General features: G+C 63.7%; 25 protein-coding genes. 12 read left to right on the top strand and 13 right to left on the bottom strand.

All coding sequences use genetic code 11. The features are described from left to right. Positions 1–57: 57 nt before the first annotated feature. Both VG320_RS08280 and hpnA read right to left on the bottom strand, forming a co-directional pair. On the bottom strand, positions 58–630 hold the full coding sequence (locus VG320_RS08280; RefSeq protein WP_327199639.1) for a hypothetical protein: 573 nt from the start codon (positions 628–630) through the stop codon (positions 58–60). Between the two features lie 142 nt (positions 631–772). Then, positions 773–1,795 (bottom strand): hopanoid-associated sugar epimerase, encoded by a 1,023-nt coding sequence (gene hpnA / locus VG320_RS08275; RefSeq protein ID WP_327199638.1) that lies wholly within the window; start codon positions 1,793–1,795, stop codon positions 773–775. A gap of 164 nt (positions 1,796–1,959) precedes the next feature. Here hpnA and VG320_RS08270 point away from each other — a divergent pair, with 164 nt between their 5' ends. Further along, entirely contained in the window at positions 1,960–2,256 is a 297-nt protein-coding gene (locus tag VG320_RS08270) for an acylphosphatase (protein ID WP_327199637.1), read from the top strand. 61 nt (positions 2,257–2,317) lie between these two features. Here VG320_RS08270 and egtD read toward each other — a convergent pair whose 3' ends face one another. After that, on the bottom strand, positions 2,318–3,298 hold the full coding sequence (gene egtD, locus VG320_RS08265) for an L-histidine N(alpha)-methyltransferase (RefSeq protein WP_327199636.1): 981 nt from the start codon (positions 3,296–3,298) through the stop codon (positions 2,318–2,320). Between the two features lie 412 nt (positions 3,299–3,710). Here egtD and rarD point away from each other — a divergent pair, with 412 nt between their 5' ends. Then, entirely contained in the window at positions 3,711–4,604 is an 894-nt protein-coding gene (gene rarD, locus VG320_RS08260; protein WP_327199635.1) for an EamA family transporter RarD, read from the top strand. A gap of 43 nt (positions 4,605–4,647) precedes the next feature. Here the strand turns inward: rarD and VG320_RS08255 are convergent, their stop codons facing one another. Further along, positions 4,648–5,196, bottom strand: coding sequence for a DUF962 domain-containing protein (locus VG320_RS08255; RefSeq protein ID WP_327199634.1), 549 nt, complete (start codon positions 5,194–5,196; stop codon positions 4,648–4,650). Positions 5,197–5,320: 124 nt separating this feature from the next. On the opposite strand from VG320_RS08255, the gene VG320_RS08250 reads away from it, so the two are divergent. The 3 genes from VG320_RS08250 to VG320_RS08240 all read left to right on the top strand — a co-directional run bounded on the left by VG320_RS08250 (position 5,321) and on the right by VG320_RS08240 (position 8,133). Then, complete coding sequence (locus VG320_RS08250; protein WP_327199645.1) at positions 5,321–6,070, top strand: Crp/Fnr family transcriptional regulator; 750 nt, start codon at positions 5,321–5,323, stop codon at positions 6,068–6,070. A gap of 136 nt (positions 6,071–6,206) precedes the next feature. Then, positions 6,207–6,851 (top strand): HAD family hydrolase, encoded by a 645-nt coding sequence (locus VG320_RS08245; RefSeq protein ID WP_327199633.1) that lies wholly within the window; start codon positions 6,207–6,209, stop codon positions 6,849–6,851. A 43-nt stretch (positions 6,852–6,894) separates the two neighbouring features. Further along, positions 6,895–8,133 (top strand): dienelactone hydrolase family protein, encoded by a 1,239-nt coding sequence (locus VG320_RS08240; protein WP_327199632.1) that lies wholly within the window; start codon positions 6,895–6,897, stop codon positions 8,131–8,133. Between the two features lie 36 nt (positions 8,134–8,169). On the opposite strand, the gene VG320_RS08235 is transcribed toward VG320_RS08240, so the two are convergent. After that, on the bottom strand, positions 8,170–8,430 hold the full coding sequence (locus VG320_RS08235) for a hypothetical protein (protein ID WP_327199631.1): 261 nt from the start codon (positions 8,428–8,430) through the stop codon (positions 8,170–8,172). A gap of 286 nt (positions 8,431–8,716) precedes the next feature. Between VG320_RS08235 and VG320_RS08230 the strand changes: the two genes are divergently transcribed. Continuing rightward, the gene (locus tag VG320_RS08230; RefSeq protein WP_327199630.1) at positions 8,717–9,712 is read left to right on the top strand and encodes a peptidoglycan DD-metalloendopeptidase family protein; all 996 of its coding nucleotides are present in this window, start codon (positions 8,717–8,719) and stop codon (positions 9,710–9,712) included. A gap of 40 nt (positions 9,713–9,752) precedes the next feature. Further along, positions 9,753–10,337, top strand: a complete 585-nt coding sequence (locus VG320_RS08225) for a BPSL1445 family SYLF domain-containing lipoprotein (protein WP_327199629.1) — start codon at positions 9,753–9,755, stop codon at positions 10,335–10,337. Positions 10,338–10,405: 68 nt separating this feature from the next. On the opposite strand, the gene VG320_RS08220 is transcribed toward VG320_RS08225, so the two are convergent. Together VG320_RS08220 and VG320_RS08215 are read right to left on the bottom strand one after the other, a co-directional pair. Next, positions 10,406–11,182: a DNA/RNA non-specific endonuclease gene (locus VG320_RS08220; protein WP_327199628.1), complete on the bottom strand. Its 777-nt coding sequence runs from the start codon at positions 11,180–11,182 to the stop codon at positions 10,406–10,408. 292 nt (positions 11,183–11,474) lie between these two features. Next, the gene (locus VG320_RS08215; RefSeq protein ID WP_327199627.1) at positions 11,475–11,834 is read right to left on the bottom strand and encodes a DUF3564 domain-containing protein; all 360 of its coding nucleotides are present in this window, start codon (positions 11,832–11,834) and stop codon (positions 11,475–11,477) included. 361 nt (positions 11,835–12,195) lie between these two features. Here VG320_RS08215 and VG320_RS08210 point away from each other — a divergent pair, with 361 nt between their 5' ends. The 3 genes from VG320_RS08210 (at position 12,196) to VG320_RS08200 (ending at position 14,742) form a co-directional block, all read left to right on the top strand. Beyond that, entirely contained in the window at positions 12,196–12,618 is a 423-nt protein-coding gene (locus VG320_RS08210) for a rubrerythrin family protein (protein WP_327199626.1), read from the top strand. A 138-nt stretch (positions 12,619–12,756) separates the two neighbouring features. Further along, a complete protein-coding gene (locus VG320_RS08205; RefSeq protein ID WP_327199625.1) occupies positions 12,757–14,106 on the top strand; it encodes a heterodisulfide reductase-related iron-sulfur binding cluster in 1,350 nt (449 codons plus the stop codon). 54 nt (positions 14,107–14,160) lie between these two features. Beyond that, entirely contained in the window at positions 14,161–14,742 is a 582-nt protein-coding gene (locus tag VG320_RS08200) for a DUF3501 family protein (RefSeq protein WP_327199624.1), read from the top strand. Between the two features lie 13 nt (positions 14,743–14,755). Here VG320_RS08200 and VG320_RS08195 read toward each other — a convergent pair whose 3' ends face one another. Beyond that, positions 14,756–15,217 (bottom strand): GNAT family N-acetyltransferase, encoded by a 462-nt coding sequence (locus tag VG320_RS08195; protein ID WP_327199623.1) that lies wholly within the window; start codon positions 15,215–15,217, stop codon positions 14,756–14,758. Positions 15,218–15,322: 105 nt separating this feature from the next. Here VG320_RS08195 and VG320_RS08190 point away from each other — a divergent pair, with 105 nt between their 5' ends. After that, a complete protein-coding gene (locus tag VG320_RS08190) occupies positions 15,323–16,831 on the top strand; it encodes a PLP-dependent aminotransferase family protein (RefSeq protein WP_327199622.1) in 1,509 nt (502 codons plus the stop codon). 300 nt (positions 16,832–17,131) lie between these two features. On the opposite strand, the gene VG320_RS08185 is transcribed toward VG320_RS08190, so the two are convergent. Both VG320_RS08185 and VG320_RS08180 read right to left on the bottom strand, forming a co-directional pair. Continuing rightward, the gene (locus VG320_RS08185; protein ID WP_327199621.1) at positions 17,132–17,713 is read right to left on the bottom strand and encodes a T6SS effector amidase Tae4 family protein; all 582 of its coding nucleotides are present in this window, start codon (positions 17,711–17,713) and stop codon (positions 17,132–17,134) included. Between the two features lie 35 nt (positions 17,714–17,748). Further along, complete coding sequence (locus VG320_RS08180; protein WP_327199620.1) at positions 17,749–18,360, bottom strand: PAAR domain-containing protein; 612 nt, start codon at positions 18,358–18,360, stop codon at positions 17,749–17,751. A 193-nt stretch (positions 18,361–18,553) separates the two neighbouring features. Here VG320_RS08180 and VG320_RS08175 point away from each other — a divergent pair, with 193 nt between their 5' ends. Further along, positions 18,554–19,255: a GNAT family N-acetyltransferase gene (locus VG320_RS08175; protein ID WP_327199619.1), complete on the top strand. Its 702-nt coding sequence runs from the start codon at positions 18,554–18,556 to the stop codon at positions 19,253–19,255. Between the two features lie 24 nt (positions 19,256–19,279). Here VG320_RS08175 and VG320_RS08170 read toward each other — a convergent pair whose 3' ends face one another. From VG320_RS08170 to VG320_RS08160, 3 genes are all read right to left on the bottom strand, one after another. Continuing rightward, the gene (locus tag VG320_RS08170) at positions 19,280–20,584 is read right to left on the bottom strand and encodes an FAD-dependent oxidoreductase (RefSeq protein ID WP_327199618.1); all 1,305 of its coding nucleotides are present in this window, start codon (positions 20,582–20,584) and stop codon (positions 19,280–19,282) included. Between the two features lie 27 nt (positions 20,585–20,611). Then, positions 20,612–21,904 (bottom strand): FAD-binding oxidoreductase, encoded by a 1,293-nt coding sequence (locus tag VG320_RS08165; protein ID WP_327199617.1) that lies wholly within the window; start codon positions 21,902–21,904, stop codon positions 20,612–20,614. A gap of 89 nt (positions 21,905–21,993) precedes the next feature. After that, positions 21,994–22,360 (bottom strand): DUF3138 family protein (locus VG320_RS08160; protein ID WP_327199616.1); only part of this gene is annotated, 367 nt, incomplete at its 5' end.

Raw genomic sequence — 22,360 nt, 5'->3', positions numbered from 1 at the left:
CGCCGCGTTGCACACGCGGCGGCTTTTTTATTGGGCGCTGGCCAGACTGACGAAGGTTTAACGCTGCGTCAGCATCATGTACATCTGCACGACCATGTCGGGCGAGAACGTGAACGGCACCCAGCCGTGGCCGGTATGGCGCATCACCAGCAGACGGTCGCCGTTCGCCTGCTTCTGCACGGCCATCATCGGATTCTTCGTCGAGGCGAAGCGCCAGCCCGGCGGAATGCCCGGCGGCGGTTCCGGCTGCATCGAGGCGCGCACGTTCGCGAGTTCCTCGATCAACTGACTCACCTGCATTGGATGCAGCGACACCGTCTGGCCGCCGATCGTCATCGTGATCTCGTTCTGCGAGGGACGGCCGACTTCCAGCGTGGCGCGCGTGTCCGGCGCGGGTGCAACAGCTGGCGCGGCGGCTTCGCTTTCGGCTTCCAGCGCGGCGGGCTGCGTGTGTTCCACGTCGGCAGCGGGCATGTCCGGCGCTATCAGGTGCGCAGGCGTGTACTTCGCCGTATCAGTCGATTGCGGGGCCGCTGAGTCGGCTGCGCCCGGCGCGGGCGCGGCGCTGGCGGCCTGAATGAGTTGATCGACGCCCACGTCGATCGCGCCGATCTGGTCTTGAAGATTCATGCGAGCTTCTCTGGTAAGACCCGCGATTTTACCCACAGAGCGCGTCGACAGGTCGGCGGCCGTTGTAAGCAGGTCGCAACTTAAGTTGTAACAATTGTTGGAGCGACCGGCTTTCGCGCCATCCGAGGCCTTTAAAAAGGCCTTATTTCGCGCCCAGATAGCCCGCTTCGCGGAACCATTCGAGCGCATCTTTCAGCCCCTCGCGGTAGGGGCGCGCACGATAGCCCAGCTCGCGTTCCGCCTTGGCCGAGGTGAAATACATCTTGTTCTTCGACATCTTCAGCGCATCGACGGTCACGAACGGCTCGCGTTTCGTGATGCGCGCGACGGCCTCCGCGCCCATTGCGAGCGGGTAGAGCGGCCAGCGCGGCAGGGCAATGGTTGGCGGCTTGCGGCCGACCATGCCGGCGATATCGGCGAGCATCTGCTGCAGCGGCAGGTTTTCGCCGCCCAGAATGTAGCGCTCGCCAATGCGTCCGCGCTCCAGCGCCAGAAAGTGCCCGTTCGCCACGTCGTCGACGTGCACGAGGTTCAGGCCCGTATCGACGAAGGCGGGCATCTTGCCGGTTGCTGCCTCGACGATGATGCGGCCCGTGGGCGTGGGCTTCACGTCGCGCGGGCCGATCGGCGTGGACGGATTGACGATCACGGCGGGCAGGCCGTCCTGCTCGATCATGCGCTCGACCGCGCGCTCGGCGATCACCTTGCTGCGCTTGTACACGCCGATCGCCTGATCGGCCTTGAGCGGCGAGGTTTCGTCGGCGGAATTGCCGGAACTCGTGACTTTCAGCGTCGCCACGCTGCTGGTGTAGACGATGCGCTCCACGCCCGCATCGAGCGCGGCGCGCATGGTGGCTTCGGCGCCTTCCAGGTTGGCGCGCTCGATTTCGAGCGGATCGGGCGCCCACAGGCGGTAATCGGCGGCCACGTGGAACAGATAGCGCACGCCGTCGAGCGCTTTACGCATCGAGGCCTGGTCGCGCATGTCGCCGGTCACGATCTCGACGTCGAGCGACTCGAGGTTCTTGCGCGGGCTGGTCGCGCGCACCAGCAGGCGCACGGCGAAGCCTTTTTCCAGCGCGATACGGGCGACGGCCGAGCCGACGAAGCCGGACGCCCCGGTGATCAGCACGAGGTCCTTGTTAGCGCGGGAGGTGTCGGTCATTCTGGTTTCGCATTCGGGTTCGATGATGGGCGCCGGCTTGATGTCTATGCGCGCCGCGCGCCGCAGTGGCACGGATTGTACGTGGCGAGCGTGCGGCGCGTGTGCGCGCGGGCGTCTACAATGCCGTCCGTGTGCTGGACGCAAGGAAACAGGAGAATCGAACGATGAGCGAACCGGATCTGGATGCGCGCGTTGAAACGTATTACGTGCGCGTGCGCGGAACGGTGCAGGGCGTGGGCTTTCGTCACGCAACGGTGCGTCAGGCGCACGCGCTGCGCATTCGCGGCTATGTCGCCAATCTGGAGGACGGTTCGGTCGAAGCCGTGATTCAGGGCACGGCCAACCAGGTGGACCGCATGCTTTCGTGGCTGCGCCACGGTCCGCCCGCCGCGCGCGTGGCATCGGTGGAAAGCGAGGAGCGCCGCACCGAAAAGCGTTACGAGCGCTTCGAGCAACACTGAAAACGCTGCGAATAAAAAGCGGTGCGCCCTGAAAAGCGCACCGCTTTTTCGTTTCAGAGGCTCACGCCACGGCCAGCAGACTCTCCGCGAAGCCCCATTCCTTTTCCACCCACTGCCGCGCGCAGGTGAAACCCGCATCGGCGGCGATGGCCGGGATTTCGTCGGCGTGGTACTTGTGGCTGCTCTCGGTCCAGATCGTCTCGCCCGCTTCCATGTCGATGTCCAGGCGCGCCGCGCCCACATGCGCATGGACCTGACGCTTCGCGCGCAGATGCATCTCCACGCTGCGCGCATCGGGATTGAAGCGCGCGACGTGTTCGAAATCGTGCAGGTCGAAGTCGGCGTCCAGTTCGCGGTTGATGCGCGAAAGCAGGTTGAGATTGAAGGCGGCGGTTGCGCCGATGCTGTCGTCGTAGGCGGCGATCAGCGTATCGACGGGTTTCACCAGATCCGTGCCCAGCAGCAGCGTGTCGCCGGGGCGCAGCATTGCGCGGATCTCGCGCAGAAAACGCGTCGCTGCAAGGCGCGCGAAATTGCCAATCGTGCTGCCGAGAAACAGCACCAGCAGGCGTTCGCCGTTTTTGCGCTGGCGGCTGACTTCGGCGAGTCCGGCCAGATAGTCGCGCTCGTAGCCGACGATGGAAATGCGCTCGATATCGGCCAGTTCGCGTCGGCACAACTGCAAGGCGGTGCGCGAAATCTCGATCGGGCAGTAGGACGTGGGGCGCTTGCGGCACAGCGCTTCGAGGATGCGGCGTGTCTTGCGCCCGCTGCCGCTGCCGAGTTCGGCGACGGTGACATCGGCGGGTAGCGCCTCGACGATCTCGTTGGCGTAACGCGTGAGCAGACGTTCTTCCGAGCGCGTGACGCCGTATTCGGGCAGCACGGTGATGACTTCGAACAGCGCCGAGCCCACTTCGTCATACAGATACATCGACGGCAATTCCTTCTGCGGCGAGTGCATCAGGCCGTTGCGCACATCGGCGGCGAAGCTGGTTTGGGCGGGAGTCTGCGGTTCGGGGCGGGAGGCGGGCAGGGTCATGCGGGCTCCTGATGCATGGGAAGGCAGGCGGTCGGGGCGCGGTGGCGACCGATAACGAACGCAAAAGCGGTCGCGAAAACAACAATCCGCGCGCCGGACGAAGGGCGGTTTTCCAGCAAAGACTTCCGTTCTAGTCCATCGCGCCGGGCATTTCACGGACTAAATCGTGGGTTTCGCTGCTATGGCAGCGGCCGCATCGGCCGTGCCCGCTGCTCCGGCGGGGCTTGCGGCGCATTAGAATGCCGGCTGGCGCGTAGTGGCAGACAGCACGCCTAATTCAATAACCGATTCACATGACAACGCTTTTTCTCGCGCCGCCTGTTTTTTGCATGGCCGCGCGCCGGGACCCTTTGTCCCGCTCATCCCGCTTTTTTTTCGCTTCCTTTAGAACGGCCCGAGCCGCGATCCGCCGATGAACACCTACGATCCCAGGCGCGGTATCGCGCTGTCAGTCGGTGCTTCGGCGCTGTTTGCGCTGCTCTCGGTCTATACCTTGCTGCTCAAGCCGCTCGGCGGCCTCGACATTTTCGCGTGGCGCGTAATCTGGACCGCGCCCGGCGCGCTCGCCTTGCTGGTGCTGCGCCGGCGCCTGCCGCAATTGCTCGAACTGGTGATGCGCGCGATCCGCGATCCGCGCGTCGCGCTGATGCTGGTGACGAGCGCCGCGCTGCTCGGCGTGCAGTTGTGGGTATTTCTGTGGGCGCCGCTGCACGGGCGCATGCTCGAAGTGTCGCTCGGCTACTTCATGCTGCCGCTGATGATGGTGCTGGTCGGGCGCTATTACTACCACGAGCGCCTGGAGCCGCTGCAATGGCTCGCGGTGGCCTGCGCGGCGGTGGGCGTGGCGCACGAACTGTGGGCCACGCATGCGTTTTCCTGGCCGACGCTGCTCACCGCGCTAGGCTATCCGCCGTACTTCGTGCTGCGGCGCAAGATCCACGCGGATTCGCTCGTGACCTTCGCGGTCGAGATGGTTTTGCTGCTGCCCGTCGCCTTCATCGAAGTGCATGCGGGCGGCTCGCTCGCGCTGCTCGGCGAGCACACGCTGCTCGCGTGGGTGCTGCTGCCGGGATTGGGCGTGATCAGCACGATTGCGCTGGGGACTTATCTGGCGTCCAGCCGCCTTCTGCCGATGGCGCTGTTCGGCATCCTCGGCTATGTGGAGCCGGTGCTGCTGGTGATCGTCTCCGTCACGCTGCTCGGCGAGCATCTGGGGCTGCGCCAGCTCGCCACCTATGTGCCGATCTGGATCGCCGTCGCGCTGACGGCGCTGCATGGCGCGCGCCTCGTGCGCCATTCCCGCTAGCCGCCAGACCTGCGCCTGGCGCGCCGCGGCTCAACGTACCCGCTTAACGTGCCACATGAGCACGCGGCGCCTTGATGCCGGTGGGACCGGCCTTCGCTTCGATGGCCGCGTGCAGGGCCGGACGCCAGCCGAGCGCGAACAGCGCCTCGGCGAGCACGAACAGCGGGCCGACGATGAGGCCCACGAGATCGTCGACGAAGGCCGGCTTGCGATGCTCGTAAGCCATATGGCCGACGAACTGGAACACCCAGCCCACCACGAACAGGCCGATGCCGCCTGCGAGCCACACGGCCGTGCCCTGCTGCGCGAGCCACGCGCCGAACGCGAGGCTCAGCGCCGCGACCACGGCCATCATGATCCCGAGCGGCACGTCGAGCACAAGGTAATAGAGCGTCGAGGCGCCGAACAGCAGCCACGCCGGTGACAGCGGCACGGCGGCGAGCGGCCACGCGGCAAGGGCGAAGGATGGGCGCGAAAGCAGCACGGCGAGCGCGAGCACGATCATCGGAATGCCGACGAAATGCGTGGCGATGTTGCGCGGGTCGCGGTGATATTCGGCGTACTGGGTGAGCTGATCGGTCAGGTTTCTCATGGATGTTCTCGATTCCAGCCACGGCGGCAAAGTCATTATGATCGTCCGGTGCGCCGACGCTGACCTTCGGCTAGCCGACAATCCCGATCCGATGACTCCACGCCCCGACGCCCCCGCCTGCGGAATGCCGCTCGATACCGCTTCACCCCGCCTGGTTGCGGCGCTGGAGCGCAGCGCCTGGTTCGCGGCCCTGCCCGATCCATTGCGCCACGGCCTGCGAACGGCGGGGCGCGTGCGCACGCTGCAAGCCGGCGAGCGCCTGTTCCTGCGCGGCGACGCAGCCGATGGCGTGTACTGCGTGCTGGAAGGCGCGGTGCGCGTGGGCGCCGCCAGCATGTGCGGCCGTGAAGCCTTGCTCGCGCTGATGGGCCCGGCAAGCTGGTTCGGCGAGATCGCGCTGTTCGATTCCGGGGTGCGCACGCACGATGCCTACGCCGAGCGCGACACCACGCTCTTTCACGTCCCGCGCGCGCAGCTTGCCGCGCTGCTCGACGAAACCCCCGCGTACTGGCACGAGTTCGGCCTGCTGCTCGCGCAGAAGCTGCGCCTTGCCTTCAACGCGATCGAGGAAACCGCGCTCCTGCCCGCCGCGCCGCGCGTGGCGCGGCGTCTGCTGCTGCTGGCGACGGGCTATGGCTACGGCGAAGCGGATCGCAACGCAAGCCGCGATGCGGGCGGCGATGTGGCGAAATGCGCGCATCCGGCCCGTCTCGTCGTGAATGTGCCGCAAGAAGACCTTGCGCTGATGCTGGCGCTCTCGCGCCAGACCGTGAACCAGATCCTGCGCCAGTTCGAGCGCGACGGCCTGCTGGCGCTGCGTTACGGCGAGATCGAAATCGTCGATGCGCAGCGGCTGGAGCAGCAGGCGCGCTGATTTCACGCGCGCCCGGTGGCCCGCGCCATTGCGGCGGCGCGCCATTTGCCCCGACAATGGCGCGGGCTTACAGCGGGCTTGCCCCGCCACCTTCCTCAACCCGCCGCCTGAGCGTGGCGCTTTCCGATACCGCTTCATGACCGACCGCGTCATTGCCGCCTTCGACTTCGACGGCACCATCACCACGTCTGACAGCTTCCGCGCGTTCATGCTCGACGCAGCGGGCGGCCCGCGCTTCGTGCTTGCCGCGCTGCGCTGCCTGCCCTGGCTCGCCGGCATTGCGCCCGGCTGGTCCGACCGGGGCCGCACCAAGGCGCGCTTTCTTCAGGCCGCGCTGGGTTCCGTGCGTCGCGAGGCGCTGGAAGCCGTCGCGCAACGTTTTGTCGATACCCGTCTGCCCGATCTGCTGCGCCCGGAGATGCTGGCGCGTATCCGCGAGCATCAGGCGCTGGGTCACGAAGTCGTGCTGGTGAGCGCATCGCCTTCGGTGTATCTGCGCAAATGGGCGCCGACGGTGGGTATCCAGACGGTGCTTGCAAGCGAGCTGGAATGGCGCGATGGCGTCTACACTGGGCGGCTCGCGGGCCGCAACTGCTGGGGCCCGGAGAAGGTCGCGCGGCTGCGCGCCTGGTGGGGCGACAACGCGCCTGCGACGCTCTACGCCTATGGCGACAGCCGTGGCGACCGCGAAATGGCGCAGCTCGCCAATCACGCCTGGATACGCGGCGAGGCGCCGCTGCCGACGCTCGCGCCCGCGGGCGGATTCGGCGCGCCGGCCTGAGCGCTCTATCGCCTCGAAAACACCAACCCAAGGAGACGACCCCATGAACGGACAATGGACCACGGTGAAGTCGCGCGACGGCGGCGAATTCCGCGCCTACACGGCGCTGCCGCCCGAAGGCAGCGGCCCGGGCCTCGTGCTGCTGCAGGAAATCTTCGGCGTGAACGGGAACATGCGTGCGACAGCCGACCGTTTTGCCGAGGAAGGCTACGTGGTCATGGTGCCCGACCTGTTCTGGCGTCTGGAGCCGGGCGTCGATCTGGGCTATGAGGGCGCGGACATGACGCAGGCGCTCGCACTGTATGAGCGCTTCGACGTCGATCTGGCGCTCGACGACATCGCGCAGACGCTCGCCGCGCTGCGCGCGCATGGCTCGCAGCGCGGCAAGGTGGGCGCGCTGGGCTATTGCCTGGGCGGGCGGCTGGCGTATCTGGCGGCGGCGCGCACCGATGTCGACTGCGCGATCGGCTACTACGCCGTGGGCCTTGAACACCATCTGGACGAAGCCGCCACGATCCGCTGCCCGCTGATGCTGCACTTCGGCGCCGAGGATAAATTCTGTGACGCGGCCACGCGCGCGCGCATCGAAGCGGCGCTGGCGGACAAGCCCGGCGTCGAGTTGTACACGTATCCGGGCTGCGATCACGCCTTCGCGTCGCCCGCGCGCGCGCAGTACGACAAGGCTGCCGCGATGATGGCGTATTCGCGCTCGCTGGCGATGCTGCGCCGGGTCATGGGGCCGATCTACGACTTCAACGCGCTCTGGGAAGAGCATTGCTATCACGAGTTCGTCGCGCGCAATCCGGACGACGTGATGCCGACGATGGTCGCGCAGCCCTACGTCAACCACATCCCAACCATGACGGGCGGCGTCGGTCACGACGAACTCAAGCGTTTCTATACGCACCACTTCGTGCATTCGAACCCGGAAGACACGCGCCTGATTCCGATTTCGCGCACCATCGGCTCGGATCGCGTGGTCGACGAGTTCATCTTCTGCTGCACGCACGACCGCGAAATCGACTGGCTGCTGCCGGGCCTGGCGCCCACGGGCAAGTATTTCGAGGTGCCGATGCTTGCCGTGATCTGCTTTCGCGGCAACAAGCTCTACAACGAGCACATCTATTGGGATCAGGCTTCGGTGCTCGCGCAGATCGGTGCGATCGATCCGACCGGCCTGCCGATCGCGGGCATCGAAAGCGCGAAGAAACTGCTCGACGAAACCCTGCCGTCGAACACCCTCATGCCGGCGTGGAAAAGCAGCGAAGGCAAGCCGTTCTGAGCCTGCCTTCGCGATGGGCGCTGAAGGGCGCCGCGATTACTGAAAGGGATTGTCGATGACGCCGGGCTTCGCGTCCGGTTCGTCCTTCACCTGCGCGGGCAGATGCGGATCGGCCTGCAGTTTCGCGACCACGCTGTCGAGCGCCGCCTTCAGCGCGAGCGCCGCAGCCAGCCCGCGCTTGTCGCGCGTGAGTTCGAGCGTGCCGGCCAGCGTCACGCGCGTGGTGCCGTTGGTGAGCGTGAGCGCGTCGCCCTGCACGTTCAGGACATCGTCGTCGTTTGCGTATGCGTCGAACACCTTGTATTCCTCCTTGAGCGCGTTGCGCGTTGGGCTCGCATTATAAGAAGCGCTGCACGCCAGCATCAAACGTGAAGCAAATGTGAAGCGATCGTCGTGCCGTTCAGGCCGCGCGGCGTCCATGCTGACGCAGATCAAGACCGATTCGCGAATCCGCTGCACTTCGCGGCAAACCGATGATGATGACGCACCTGAGTTTGAACACGGAGTGCGTCATGGGAATTCTAGACAAGGTTGCCGCGGTCGTCGGCGTGGTGGTGCAAGCGCGGCGCGAGGCGCGAACGTCATGGTTGGCGTGATGATGCTGCGCTCGCTGATTGCTCATCTTGCGCGTATCGCGCATATCGCGCGCATTCGGGCGGCGTGGCCTGCTGCGACGGCGACTCTGGGGGCGTGCATGACGCTGCTGGCGGCCTGCACGTTCACGCCGTGGCAGACGCTCGGCCGCCCGGGCGATGATGGCGGCGCGCAAGCCGCTCAATCCGCTGCTTCGGACGATTCCGCGGCTGCCAGCGCGGCCGTCACGCCGGTCTCCACGCCGATTGCCGCGCCGGCTTCCAAAGTAGTGGCCGAAGTCCCGGCGGCCGGTGCGGCGAAAGATCTGTATCGCGTGAAGGCTGGCGACACGCTTTATCACATTGCTGCCGCACACGGCCAGCGTCCCGCCGATATCGTCGCGTGGAACAAGCTGCCCGCGTCGGGCCAGGTGAAGGTGGGGCAGATGTTGAGGGTCGCGCCTCCGGTGAAGGTTGCCGCGGCTTCGTCTGCGGCCTCTTCCATGGCCTCTCTGGCCCCAGCGGCCGCTCCTGCGGCGCCTGCGAAGGCGCCAACGAAGGCGTCTGCGGCGCGCGCGGCGTCTGTTGCGGCCGCATCGGAAGTCATCGCCGCCCCGGCCGCCGCCAAACCGCGCGCGACCACTGCGCGCCTGGCCTGGCCGATGAACGGCAGCGTCGCCACCGCGTTCTCGCCTGGCAAGTCGCGCGGCATCCTCATTGCGGGCGCGCCCGGCGAGCCGGTCAAAGCCGCCGCCGCAGGCCGCGTGGTGTACGCGGGCAGCGGCATCCAGGGTTACGGCAAGCTCATCATCGTCAAACACAACGCCAAACTGCTTACCGCGTATGGGCGCAATGGCCGCCTGCTCGTCAAACAGGGCGACGCCGTCAAGCCAGGCCAGACGATCGCTACGAGCGCAGCGGATGCGGCCGGGGTCGGCACGCTGCTCTTCGAGGTTCGCTCGAACGGCAAGCCCGTCGATCCGCAGGACTGGCTGCCGCGTTCGTAATCGCAATGATTATTACGGAATGCAAATTGAAATGAAAAACATGAATCGAAGACGATTTCTCGCGACCGGCGCGGCTGGTGTCGCAACGTTGGCCGGACTGGCTGCCTGCACCACCACGCCCGCGACTGCGAGTTCGGCCGAAGAGAATCGCCACGCACGCCGTGAAATCGACGCGGGTGTCGACGGCGCGCTTTCGCGTCTTTACAGCACGGTAAAAGGTTCGCGCGAACTGCTCTCAAAAGCGCGCGCCGTGCTCGTATTTCCTGACGTCATCGGCGCGGGTTTTGGCGTGGGCGCACAGTACGGCAAGGGCGCGTTGCGCGCGGGCGGCCGCACGGTGGGTTATTTCAGCACCACCGCGGGTTCGCTTGGCTTCCAGGTGGGGGCGCAGTCGCGCGCCGTGTTTTACGCCTTCATGACGCAAGGGTCATACGAGCGCTTCCGTCAAAGCAGCGGCTGGGCGGCAGGTGCGGACGGCACCGTCGCGCTCGTGAAGATGGGCGCAAACGGCACGATTGACACGACGACCGCCGTCAATCCCATCGAAGCCATCGTGCTCACCAACGCGGGCCTGATGGCGGGCGTCTCGCTGGAAGGCTCGAAGGTTTCGCGGCTCGATCTCTGATCGCATCGCCAGTAAGGCAAGCGGCGCGGCGCGTGGTTCAGGCGCCGCGCTTTTTTATACCGCCGCGCTCACCAGCCCCACTTGCGAACCGTGAACGCGTGGCCGTTGAACGCCACACTGGCTTTCGCGGCGACGTTCGCCGGAATGCCGGGGAATGCGATGCCGGCCTGCGTGCTCAACTCGCGCACGGGGCGGATGTCGTAGCGGTCAACGGTGGTGTTATCGGCCACGATGGCAAACGCGAGCCGCTGCGACGGCACGTACACGACTTTGAAGATCTGCGTGGGCACCAGCACGCGCGTCGCGCCGATGGTCCGCAACTGCGCGCCCGTGAAGAGCGGGCCGGTCACGACATACGCTTCGCCGTATTGATCGGCGAGCTTGCGCACGGCGGTTTCGATATGCGCCCACAGGCGCTGGTTGTTTTCGCGATTCTGCGGAACGATATTGGCAAGCGAAAACGATTCCGCCATCGCCTGCGGATTCCAGCGATTGCCCGCCGGGCTCATGTGGCCGCGATCGAAACCGCTGCGCTTGTAGTCGGCGAGCGTCGCGCCTTCGCCGGCCGGCAGGCGATCGTCCTCGAAGAAGCGATTGGTGCGCGTCATGTCCTTGGCGGCTTCGAGGTGATCGCGCGTGAGATGCTCCGCCGACCAGAGCGGACCGTGGGTAATGCCCGAGTGCAGCACCACGAAATCCGAATAGCAGAGCATGCGCGTTTTCGGCGCCATGCGCGTGTTCGTGATGGTGGGGAACTGACCGTCCGGGACGAATGCGGAACAGGCGGGTGCGGCGAACGCATGACCTGCGAAGGCCATGGCGAGACAGGCAAACAGCTTCTTCATCGGCGAATCGGGAAGGCGAGAGGGACGCGGGCGCTGCGCATGCTATGCGCGCCGCCACGTTCGTAAAGGGACGTACAGGGACGTAAAGGGCCTGAAAGTATAGCGGGCACACTCGCGCGCGGCCACATTACTTGATGCGCGATGAGGTATCAGGCGAGTACGGGCGTGCGTGGTCGTGCGCAGCGCAAATAGCGGCGCGCAACGGATGACGCGGCGCCGCGCGTGGCGGCGCCGTCAGCGGGAACTTCGAGAAGAGACAGTGGGTGCGATGCGCCAGAACGGCGCGCCGCGGTCAACCGGCGAACAATGCGTTTTCAGCGTGGACGGTCTGGCGATCCACAGCCTGCAGACGCCACTGGCCTTCCATCGGCGCATGCGAGGCTTCGCACGACCATGTGGCGTCGCCCTGCGCGGTGCTGATTTCCTGGCGGCGATTGACGTGCAGGCCGCGCAGCGTGCAAAGCGGTTGATCGGCGAGCGGCGCACACAACGCCGTGACGCCGCCTGAATCGTGCATCTCGCCCCACTCGGGCAGATCGATGCCGGCGTGTGACTCACGCGACCAGCGTTGCTGGTCGGTATCGAGCCAGAGCACTGCATAGTCATGATTGACGGTCGGATCGGGACCGTTGATCAAAATCGTCAGTCGCATGTGAACTCCGAAAAGGGCGCGATGGCGGACGCGCGCTAAATCAGGACGAATTCTCGAACTTTTTTTCGACGAACTCTCAGTCTAGGACGTATGCATCCATGTGCAAGTCGATTTTTCACATATTGGGACGCTTACGCCTTCAGGTTAGACCATAGAAATAAGGCAGCGTCTGTGACACGCCGTCGCGCAAGGCTTCCACGCGATTTGTCTGCGCACTATCGGCGAGATTGAAATTCGCAATTGGGAACGCAAAGGGCATTTCCTAGATTGATAGAGCGGCGTAGTCCGCATGATGTTCTGCTGCACCGCACGAAGATGCGTAGCGCCGCGTCCCCACAATGCAGGTTGGATGGAGGCACACATGACACAACTCAAAGGCTCGAAGACCGAGCAGAATCTCAAGGACGCCTTTGCCGGCGAATCGCAGGCGAATCGCCGTTATCTCTACTTCGCAGCCAAGGCCGACGTCGAAGGTCAGAACGATGTTGCGGCCCTGTTCCGTTCCACGGCCGAAGGCGAAACCGGCCACGCGCATGGCCACCTCGAATATCTGGAAACCGTTGGCGATCCTGCAACGGGTCTGCCCTTCGGCACTTCGCGGTTGAATCTGCAAGCCGCCATTGCGGGCGAAACGCACGAATACACCGACATGTATCCCGGCATGGCCAAGGTTGCGCGCGACGAAGGCTTCGACGAAATCGCCAACTGGTTCGAGACGCTCGCCAAAGCGGAGCGTAGTCACGCGAACCGTTATACGAAAGCGCTCGACGCTTTTGTCGAATAAGACTCGCACACGGCAAGGCAGGCAACAAAAAGCGTCACAACGGGCACAGGCAACGTATACGCGGCGCGCGGTGGTTTTACGCGCGCGCGTGGATGCGCGCGGTTCGCGCCCGCAATCAAGCAGAACAAAGGAGACGTCATGCCCCACAAGGAAGGCAGTCTCGAAGCGCCGACCCGGCATCCGCTCGACTGGCAGTCCGACGCGTTCTACGATCAGGCGAAGCTGGACGACGAACTGGCGCGCGTGTTCGACATCTGCGCGGGCTGCCGGCGCTGCGTTTCGCTATGCGGGGCGTTTCCGGCGCTATTCGATCTCGTCGACGAAACCGATACCGGCGAGGCACATGACGTCGATAAAGCATCCTATGGAAAAGTGGTCGATCAATGTTATCTGTGCGACCTGTGTTACATGACGAAGTGCCCCTACGTGCCGCCGCATCCCTGGAATGTGGACTTTCCGCATCTGATGCTGCGCGCGAAGGCGATTGACTACCGCAACGGCGAGGTCCAGCTACGCGATCGCGTGCTGTCGAATACGGACGCACTGGGTCATCTCGCCGGTATTCCGGTCGTCACGCAAACCGTCAATGCGGTGAACGGCACGAAGGCGATGCGCGGCCTCATGGAGGATGCGCTGGGCGTCGATCGTCATGCGTGGCTGCCTTCGTTCGCCACGCGTAAATTCCGCAGCGCGGCGCGCAAGGCCACGGCAAGCGAAGTGCGCGACGGCGAGCGCACGCCGGGCAAGGTCGCGATCTACGCGACCTGTTACGTGAATTTCAACGAACCGGGCATCGGCCACGATCTGCTGGCGCTGCTCGATCACAACGCCATTCCCTATGTGCTGGTAAAAAGCGAGGCGTGCTGCGGCATGCCGCTGCTCGAACAGGGCAACCTGGAAGGCGTGGCGAAGAAGCAGGCCGCGAATATGCCCGTGCTCGCGCACTACGCGCGCGAAGGCTACGCGCTGCTGGGTGCGGTGCCAAGCTGCGTGCTGATGTACAAGCACGAACTGCCGCTCATGTTCCCCGACGACGCTAACACGCGCGCCGTGAGCGAAGCCTTCTGGGACCCGTTCGAATACTTCGTGGCGCGTAACCGCGACGGCCTGCTCAACACCGATTTCCGCACGCCGCTGGGCAACGTGTCGTATCACGTGCCCTGTCATGCGCGCGTGCAGAACATCGGCCGCAAGACGGCGGATCTGCTTGCGCTCGTGCCAGAAACGAAGGTCAACGTGGTCGAGCGTTGCTCGGGCCACGCGGGCACCTTCGGCGTTAAAAAGGAGTTTCACGCGATGTCGATGAAGATCGGCATGCCGGTGTTCAAGCAGATGGCGCAGGGCGGCCCGGATTTCATCTCGTCGGATTGCGCGCTTGCGGGGCACCATATTGCCCAGGGCATTGAGGAAAACAAGCTGGGCACGGCCGATGGCGGACCGCCGCTCGCGCACCCGCTTACCCTGTTGTGCCGCGCTTACGGCATTTGATACGGACTGCGATGTGATGGAAGCGTTTAGTCTATCCTGCAAGAGGAAAACCCAATGACGATCGCCAGAGATTCGCTGCTGTCGCTCGAAGCGTATTCGAAGCAGCGTACCGCAATGCGCGGACAGATTATCGAACACAAGAAACGCCGCGCGGTGGCGCTGGGCAATCACCTCACTTTCCTCTTCGAGGACGAAGCAACGATCCGCTATCAGATTCAGGAGATGCTGCACATCGAAAAGATTTTCGACGAAGCGGGCATACAGGGCGAACTCGACGCCTATCTGCCGCTCGTGCCCGATGGCCGCAATCTGAAGGCGACGATGCAGATCGAGTACGCGAACGAAATCGAGCGCCATGCGGCGCTCGCGCGACTGATCGGCATCGAGGATCGCGTGTTCATGCAGGTGGAAGGCGAGTCGCCCATACACGCCATCGCCGACGAAGACCTCGAACGCGATAACGATGAAAAGACCTCTGCCGTGCATTTCGTGCGCTTCGAATTCACGCCTGCGATGATCGAAAAACTGCGCGCGGGCGCCGCGCTATCGATCGGCTGCGATCATCCGCATTATCGTTTGCCTGCGCAAAACGTCGAAGGCGAGGTGCGGGCGTCGCTGATCGGCGATTTTACGTAGAGGGTTCGAAGCGTCAAACGTCCTTGCGATACATGACGAAGCCGGGCTTGTCGGCCACAGCGTCGTAAAGGCGCATGGCGGTGTGATTCGTCTCGTGCGTGTGCCAGTAGACGCGCTTCGAATTCGACGCTTTCGCGTGCGCATAGACCGCTTCGATCAGCGCGCGCCCCACGCCCTTGCCGCGCAGATCTTCGACGGTGAACAGATCTTGCAGATAGCAGATCGGACCGTCGAGCGTGGTATTGCGGTGATAGATGAAATGCACGAGGCCCACCACGCGATCGCCATGCAATGCGATGAGCGCATGCATCGGCTCATAGCCGTCGAAGAAACGCGTCCAGGTGGTGGTGGTGATCGATTCGGGCAGCGCAGTCGGCCCAAAGCGGCCATAGAAGCGGTTATAGCCGTCCCAGAGCGGACGCCACGCGTCGTAGTCGGCGGGCGTGACCGCGCGCACCTGAATTGTCTGGCTCATCGTCGTTCTCCTCGTCCTTTATCCCATCGATAACAGACGTCAGCGTAAGCGATTTGTGGCACCATTGTTAGTCCCACCCCAGCGACATAACATGGAGCCACGAGATTGGATTACGCGCTGATGATGTCGGCCTATGAGCGCCGGGCGCGCGCAAACGCAGCGCGCCGCCTCACGCAGCAGGACCTGCTCTACGAGAGCCTGCGCCGCGCGATTCTTGACGGCGATATTGGCTGTGGCACGCGCCTGGCGTCGAGCCGCACACTGGCGGAAGAACTGGATATCGCCCGCAATTCCGTGCTCTATGCGTATGAACGGCTGGTCGAAGAGGGCTTCGTCACGGCCACGCGTCATGGCTCCGTCGTCAACGACGTGAAGGCGGCGGTAGTGCCGCCATCGGTGCAGGTCGAGCCGCGCGAGAATGCGCCGCGCACGCTGTCGCGCCGCGTGCGCGAACTGCCGCCGCGCCGCGCGCCCAGCAGCGACGCCGTGGCCTTTCGGCCCGGCGTGCCCGCGCTCGACGCGTTTCCGCTGGTGCAGTGGCGCGCCGCGCTCGAACGTGCGATGCGCGACGTGGACGCGAGCGAATTGGGCTACGGCGACAGCGCGGGCCAGAGCGCCTTGCGTCAGGCGATCGCGCAATATGTGCGCGTTTCGCGCGGCGTGCGCTGCCAGGCCGATCAGGTATTCGTGACCGATGGCACGCAGACAAGCCTGGACATTTGCGCGCGCTTTTTCGCCGACGAAGGTGAGCGTGTGTGGATCGAAAATCCGGGCTATCTGGGCGCACGCGTGGCGATGCTCGCGGCGGGGCTGTCGCTGGTGCCGATACCCGTGGATGCGGCCGGTATGGCCGCGCGCGAAGAGGACTGGCGCGATACGCCGCCGCGTCTGGTGTATCTCACGCCATCGCATCAATATCCGCTGGGCTGCGTGTTGAGCCTCGAACGACGCCTCGCGCTGATCGAACATGCGCGCGCCTGCGGCGCGTGGATTATCGAGGACGACTACGACAGCGAACTGCGTCACGACGGCCCGCCGTTACCGTCGATTCAGGGTCTCGCCGACGACACGCCGGTGATTTACCTCGGGACGTTCAGCAAGACGATGTTTCCCGCGCTGCGCATCGGCTTCATGATCGTGCCGCGCCAGATCGTCACGCAAATGGAAACGGCGCATCGCACGCTTGAGCGGCAGGGTCGCGTGGCGGAGCAACTGGCGCTGGCGGATTTCATCGAAAGCGGGCGCTACGCGCGGCATCTGCGGCGTATGCGCAAGCTGTATCTGGCGCGCCGCGATGGTCTGGTGGCCGCGGTCGAAAAGCATCTGGCCGGGTTGATGACGGTGTCGGCTGATGCGGGGGGGATGCATCTGAGCGTGCGGCTGGATGCACCGCTTGCCGATGTCGATGTGAGTGAAGCGGCGCGTGGGCATGGGCTGGCGCTGTCGCCGCTGAGTGGGTATTGCCTGGGCGATGGCAGTGCGGGTGACGCGCCTTATAACGGCTTTCTGCTGGGTTATGCAGAAGCGACGCCTGAGGCCTCGGATGCGCTGATGGAGCGGCTTGGGCGGGTGGTGCGGGAGATGTTGAACGTCATATCCGAAACAGTTCCATGACAATGAGATGAATCAGGAACAACACTATCGCCAACGCTGCCCAGAACACCGGCGACCGCGGGTGCCTGCTAAACGCGCTGGCAACGGTGGCGAATATGATCGACGGGCCGAGGTAAAACAAGAGTACTCCGAATTCGAAAAGCGTCGAGTTATTGCACTTGTTCATTTCCGCGCAAACGCCAGGTCCAGGCTGGCAGTACTTCGGAAACAGGTGGCAAAGTTCGAGATCCACGGCGCCGCATATCCAGAGGCTTGCAAGTCCTAAAAGAAAGAAAGTGATGAACAAACCGATTTGGCGGATCACTTGACTTCCCAAAACAGGATCTCGTTAGCATTGTGCAGGTCTGAGTAGCCGAAGTCTGTATCGGCTGCGATGGACTGGCGTCCAAACATAAAGCGTCCGATCGTCGCCAGCGTATCGTTGACTCCCGACATCGTGAGCCGGTTCCCATTCCACAGATCGATGTGATTTCCCGTAGCGACATTCGGTCCGTCAGAATGACGATGCCAATATCCAGAGAAGAAGATTATTCCTGTGTTTCCTTTGATCTCCTGCTCCCAGATATTTGGATGGAGTGATTTAGCGGCCGGACAGCCAGCAAACGGGCGTCGTTTCAACCATGCGGCCACTTCGGCGGCACGGAGCATGTGTCCTGGATGATCGACGTCACAGCGAGCGCCCTTAAAGGAGAGCCCCTGAATGCCGCAAATTCGGAACATTTCTCCAATGCGAGCAGCGCATTGATCGCGATAGGGACCGGTGCACGGATCAAACGCAGGATACGAGGCCCAAAGTTGCTCAAATGTCAGTGCATTTAGCGTAATCGTTACTACCGAACCACGCGTTTCGTTGGTCTCAATGACTGTCTTATTGTTCGGCATTATAGGGCGTCCTCTCGGGCCAACGCTTCGTCGCCTCAATAGACTGAGTAGCGGTCCTGGTTAGCCAAATAGATGCGAGGCAGTCGACCAATCCCCACAAGCCGTCCGGAGAACTGTTGCCCATCCTGCGTTTCGATGAAATACGGATAACCCTCCCTCGCGCCCACTCCCACCAATTCAGCCTGCTCGTCAAAGAGTAGGGACGAAGGGATGGCTTTCACATCCCCGGCACTCCCATACTGACCACGACCTTCTCCACCATCTTCAAACCACGCGATGGTTTGCACGCGCGAAAGCATTTTCGGTGGACGCTCACATTTGCACAGCAGAACGTCACCATCGACAGCTAGTTCTTTGCCGCAATGCACGTGACGACGTAAGCCCCCGGCTTTCGCAATGGTCCCGACACTCTCGCACGCCAGACACCACGCCTTGCCGCCCACGATTGCGGCTTGATGACCGCTGATTGAGTAAGGATGACTCTGAAATGACCGGATTTCGCCTCCCGTTTCGGGGCCGTCTCCCACGCAGACATATCGTCTCAGCATGGTTGTTTCCGTTTGCGTGACTTCGACATTCCCTGTTCCTCTGATAGCGCGCTGGCCCAGACCGCGAAATCGCTGCGGATTGAGATAAATTTCTCTCATTAGGGCGATACTCGCTCGGCAGGCACGATCAGGTGAACCAGAAAACTCCGAAAAACCAAACGCCGACCTCGGCAGAGATGCGCCGATTACCTGTCGCAAACGACCTCAATCCTGTCATTTCCGCCTCTATCGGCGGTGCCCGGTTTCTAACTAGAATCTCCACACACCCCATCGTCTGAGTGCGAGAGACAAGATGAAACATCACGACCCGAGTTTGCTCGACAACCCCGTATGGTTTGCCCTGGCCACGAAGCAGGCGCAACTGGCCCACGGCGCTGGCCCGGCGCGTCGCTACGATCGCGCGGTAGCACCGTTTGCCGCTGTCGAAACGCAGGCACCGGAATCGCTTCAGGCACTCATATCGCTGATTTCACCGGATGAATCCGCCTCGCTGCTATCGAGGACGGAACTCCCAGAAGTCGAAGGCATGCACGCCGAGCGAGCCTTCTCCCTGCTGCAGATGGTCGACGAAAAAGCGCTGCCAATCGCCGACGATGCGGGCGTGATTCGCCTGCAAACCACCGATGCCGCTGCAATGCTGGACCTCGCCAGTCGTACCAAACCCGGACCGTTCGGAATCCGTACGATAGAAACGGGCAATTACATCGGCATCGGGGAAAGCGGCAATCTCATCGCGATGGCGGGCGAGCGCATGCGGCTGGACGGTTTTGTCGAAATCAGCGCAGTCTGCGTTGACGACGGATATCGCGGCAGGGGCATCGCCGCGCGTTTGATGAATATCCTTCGCGGCGAGATCCAGGCCCGCGGCGATACCCCGTTTCTTCATGTACGCGACGACAATGCGTCGGCAATAAAACTCTACGAGCGCCTTGGATTCAAGGCGCGAAAGATGTTTTCGCTCTATCGCGTCGCCCCTGTCGCCACCACTGCATAACACTACGCAGCGGCAAGCGAGCGTTTAGAACATCTCCATCACGCGGTGATACATCATGCCGATTTCCAGCGCGGGCCGACGCCATGCCGGTCCGCCCGGGAAGCGCGCGTGCCGCACTCTGGAGAACAGTTCGTACGACGTACGTTCGCCCGCAATGGCCTGCGCCACCGTGCGCCCGGCGATGCCCGTGAGCGCGACGCCGTGCCCCGAAAACCCCTGCACGTAGTAGTAATTCGGGTCCACCGCGCCAAAATCCGGCGCGCGATTGCGCGTGACGTCGACAAAGCCGCCCCACGCATATTCCACCTGCACGCCTTCGAGTTGCGGAAATACGCCGGTCATACGCGCTTTCATCGCTTCGGTGAGTTGCGCGGGCGCGGCGCCCGTCGAATCCGCGCGACCGCCGAACAGCAGCCGGTCGTCTGCCGATAGCCGGAAATAGTCGAGAAAGAAGTTGTTGTCGCAAATGGCCGCGCGACCTGGAATCAGCGCGTCGGCGCGTTCGCGGCCCAGCGGTTCGGTCGCGATGATGTACGAGGCGATTGGCGCGATGCGCGCTTCGATGGGCGCGGGCAGCACGCCGCCGGGCGTGGCGTTGCAGCACGACACCACGAAGCGGCAACGCACTTCTCCGCGCGCGGTCTTCACCACCGGCTTCGCACCGCGCACCACGTCGATGGCGCGCGAATGTGCGAACAGTTGCACGCCTTCCTTGCGCGCGGCGGCGGCAAGACCCAGGCAATACTTGAGCGGATGCAGATGACCGGAAACGGGATCGTAGACGCCAGCCAGATAGCTCTGCGAATTGACACGCGCGCGCGTTGCATCGGTGTCCTGCCATTCGAGCTTGTCGTAACCCCAACGCGTCTGCGCGGCGTCCATCCACGCACGCAGATCGGGCACGCGCTTGGGCTTCGTCGCCACGGTCACATAGCCCGAGGTGAAATCGCAGTCGATGCCGTAACGCGCGATGCGCTCCTTCACCAATGCCACGCCCTCGATGGACAGCGCCCACGCTGCGCGAATGCCTTGCGGCCCGAGTTGCTTCTCCAGCACTTCGTCCTTCGCGAAGCCCACGAGCGTCTGCCCGCCGTTGCGCCCCGATGCGCCCCAGCCCGGCCGATGCGCGTCGAGCACGACCACCGACAAACCTCGCGCGCGGCATTCGAGTGCGACGGACAGCCCCGCGAAGCCCGCGCCGATCACGCAGACGTCCGCATCGACCACGCCTTCGAGGACCGGGTCGTCGTCGGCGGGGCGCGTGGCGGTGGCTTCGTAATAGGAATGGCGGGCAAGCACGTCCGCCTGGGCGTCGAGGTCGAGTTTCATCAGTGGGAGTCCATCAAAACAGGTCGATCAAAGCAGGTCCTTCATTCGATACCACGCCATCGCAAGCACGAGGGCGGGGGTGCGCAGTGAAGCGCCGCCGGGGAAGTCGCGATGGCGGATCTTGCCGAACAGGTCGAAGCGCGCGGCCTGGCCGTGAATCGCTTCGGCGATCAGCGTGCCCGCGAGTCCCGTGGTGTTCACGCCGTGCCCGGAAAAGCCCTGTGCGAAATATACCGTGGGCGAGAGGCGGCCAAAATGCGGCGCGCGATTCATGGTGATATCGACGAAGCCGCCCCACGCATAATCGACCTTCACGTCGGCGAGTTGCGGGAAGGTCTTGAGCATGTCGCTGCGCATCGCTTCACCCAGATTGCGCGGCTCGAAGGTCGAATAGCTCACCTTGCCGCCCCACAGCATGCGCGTATCCGGCGCAGGGCGGAAGTAGTCGAGCACGAAGCGGCTATCGCAAACGGCCGCCTGCGCGGGCATCAGCGCAGCCATGCGTTCCTTGCCGAGTGGCTCGGTGGCGATCACGTAGGTGCCCACCGGCATGATCTTGCGCGCGAGGTCAGGCGCGAGCTTGCCGAGATAGGTATTGCATGCGAGCACAACGAATTTCGCGCGAACCTTGCCTTGCGACGTTTCGATCGTGTGACCGCCCTGTTCGTCGCGGATTGCCGTGACGGCGCTGTCTTCGAATATCTGCACGCCCGCTTCACGCGCGGCGCGCGCAAGGCCCAGCGTGTAGTTGAGCGGATGCAGATGACCGCTATCGGGATCGTAAAGACCGCCCGGATAGCGCGCCGATTGCACATACTGGCGCACGCCGTCACCATCGACATAGCGAAAGCGGTCGTAGCCGAAGCGTTGCGCGGCTTCGTCGCGCCACTGCTTGAGATCGTCAACGTCGCGAGCCTTGTTCGCGGCGGTGAAATAGCCTTCGGTCAGCGCGCAATCGATCTGGTGCTTCGCCACGCGTGACTTCACGATATCGAGCGTTTCGAGCCCCATCGCCCACATCTGCTGCACTTCGCTTTCGTTCATGAACTGCGCGAACGTGTCGATACCGCACGCAAAGCCGCCAATCAGTTGCCCACCGTTGCGCCCGCTTGCGGCCCATCCGACTTTCGACGCTTCGAGCAGCGCGACGCGATAGCCGCGTTCGGCAAGATTAAGAGCCGTCGAAACACCCGTGAGGCCGGCGCCGATCACGCAGACATCGGCGTCGATCGTACCTTGCAACACAGGATGGCGCGTCGCGTCGTTGGCAGTGGCTGCATACCAGGACGGCACGTGAGACTGATTGGCGAATTTGAGCATAGGAAAGACGTACGAAATAAAGCACGTACGAAAAAAGAGCGGGCGGCGATGCGGAGGATTCCGCAGGCGCGCCGCCCGCAATGCACTCCTTAGAACGAATAGATGAACTGCGCTCCCAGCAAGTCGTTGCTCTTGCTGTACGAACCGTCGTTACGCAGGAACACATTCTGCGACGCCCAGTCGTGGCGGTATTCGACCTTCACCGTGATCTGCTGCGTCGGATAGAACAGCAGGTCCAGCGCTACGTCCTGACGTACCGCGCCCTTGCACTGGAAGCCCAGGCCGCCGTTGGCTTCCGAATTTGCCAGGCAGTCTGCACCAATACCAAAGCCGTTGTACGGGTCCATACCGTTGCCGTTGAGCGCCACGCCGCCACCGCCGCCGCCGTTCTTGCTGTCGGCCAGCAGGTCGTAACGGGCGGTCACGCCCATGCGGCCCACCACCGGCGCGTTGAAC

The organism is Paraburkholderia sp. (genome assembly GCF_035948235.1).
Lineage (GTDB): Bacteria > Pseudomonadota > Gammaproteobacteria > Burkholderiales > Burkholderiaceae > Paraburkholderia.
The sequence above is the reverse complement of the archived record's forward strand: the minus strand, read 5'-3'. Positions and strand labels throughout refer to the sequence as shown.

What these genes read in the sequence shown, in the direction of transcription:
- VG320_RS08195 (WP_327199623.1), bottom strand. Translation starts at nt 15,217, where the DNA reads ATGAGCCAGACAATTCAGGTGCGCGCGGTCACGCCCGCCGACTACGAC.
- VG320_RS08230 (WP_327199630.1), top strand. Translation starts at nt 8,717, where the DNA reads ATGGTTGGCGTGATGATGCTGCGCTCGCTGATTGCTCATCTTGCGCGT.
- VG320_RS08245 (WP_327199633.1), top strand. Translation starts at nt 6,207, where the DNA reads ATGACCGACCGCGTCATTGCCGCCTTCGACTTCGACGGCACCATCACC.
- VG320_RS08205 (WP_327199625.1), top strand. Translation starts at nt 12,757, where the DNA reads ATGCCCCACAAGGAAGGCAGTCTCGAAGCGCCGACCCGGCATCCGCTC.
- VG320_RS08225 (WP_327199629.1), top strand. Translation starts at nt 9,753, where the DNA reads ATGAATCGAAGACGATTTCTCGCGACCGGCGCGGCTGGTGTCGCAACG.
- VG320_RS08200 (WP_327199624.1), top strand. Translation starts at nt 14,161, where the DNA reads ATGACGATCGCCAGAGATTCGCTGCTGTCGCTCGAAGCGTATTCGAAG.
- VG320_RS08170 (WP_327199618.1), bottom strand. Translation starts at nt 20,584, where the DNA reads ATGAAACTCGACCTCGACGCCCAGGCGGACGTGCTTGCCCGCCATTCC.
- hpnA (WP_327199638.1), bottom strand. Translation starts at nt 1,795, where the DNA reads ATGACCGACACCTCCCGCGCTAACAAGGACCTCGTGCTGATCACCGGG.
- VG320_RS08210 (WP_327199626.1), top strand. Translation starts at nt 12,196, where the DNA reads ATGACACAACTCAAAGGCTCGAAGACCGAGCAGAATCTCAAGGACGCC.
- VG320_RS08165 (WP_327199617.1), bottom strand. Translation starts at nt 21,904, where the DNA reads ATGCTCAAATTCGCCAATCAGTCTCACGTGCCGTCCTGGTATGCAGCC.
- rarD (WP_327199635.1), top strand. Translation starts at nt 3,711, where the DNA reads ATGAACACCTACGATCCCAGGCGCGGTATCGCGCTGTCAGTCGGTGCT.
- VG320_RS08240 (WP_327199632.1), top strand. Translation starts at nt 6,895, where the DNA reads ATGAACGGACAATGGACCACGGTGAAGTCGCGCGACGGCGGCGAATTC.
- VG320_RS08180 (WP_327199620.1), bottom strand. Translation starts at nt 18,360, where the DNA reads ATGAGAGAAATTTATCTCAATCCGCAGCGATTTCGCGGTCTGGGCCAG.
- VG320_RS08280 (WP_327199639.1), bottom strand. Translation starts at nt 630, where the DNA reads ATGAATCTTCAAGACCAGATCGGCGCGATCGACGTGGGCGTCGATCAA.
- VG320_RS08250 (WP_327199645.1), top strand. Translation starts at nt 5,321, where the DNA reads ATGCCGCTCGATACCGCTTCACCCCGCCTGGTTGCGGCGCTGGAGCGC.
- egtD (WP_327199636.1), bottom strand. Translation starts at nt 3,298, where the DNA reads ATGACCCTGCCCGCCTCCCGCCCCGAACCGCAGACTCCCGCCCAAACC.
- VG320_RS08220 (WP_327199628.1), bottom strand. Translation starts at nt 11,182, where the DNA reads ATGAAGAAGCTGTTTGCCTGTCTCGCCATGGCCTTCGCAGGTCATGCG.
- VG320_RS08175 (WP_327199619.1), top strand. Translation starts at nt 18,554, where the DNA reads ATGAAACATCACGACCCGAGTTTGCTCGACAACCCCGTATGGTTTGCC.
- VG320_RS08255 (WP_327199634.1), bottom strand. Translation starts at nt 5,196, where the DNA reads ATGAGAAACCTGACCGATCAGCTCACCCAGTACGCCGAATATCACCGC.
- VG320_RS08270 (WP_327199637.1), top strand. Translation starts at nt 1,960, where the DNA reads ATGAGCGAACCGGATCTGGATGCGCGCGTTGAAACGTATTACGTGCGC.
- VG320_RS08215 (WP_327199627.1), bottom strand. Translation starts at nt 11,834, where the DNA reads ATGCGACTGACGATTTTGATCAACGGTCCCGATCCGACCGTCAATCAT.
- VG320_RS08185 (WP_327199621.1), bottom strand. Translation starts at nt 17,713, where the DNA reads ATGCCGAACAATAAGACAGTCATTGAGACCAACGAAACGCGTGGTTCG.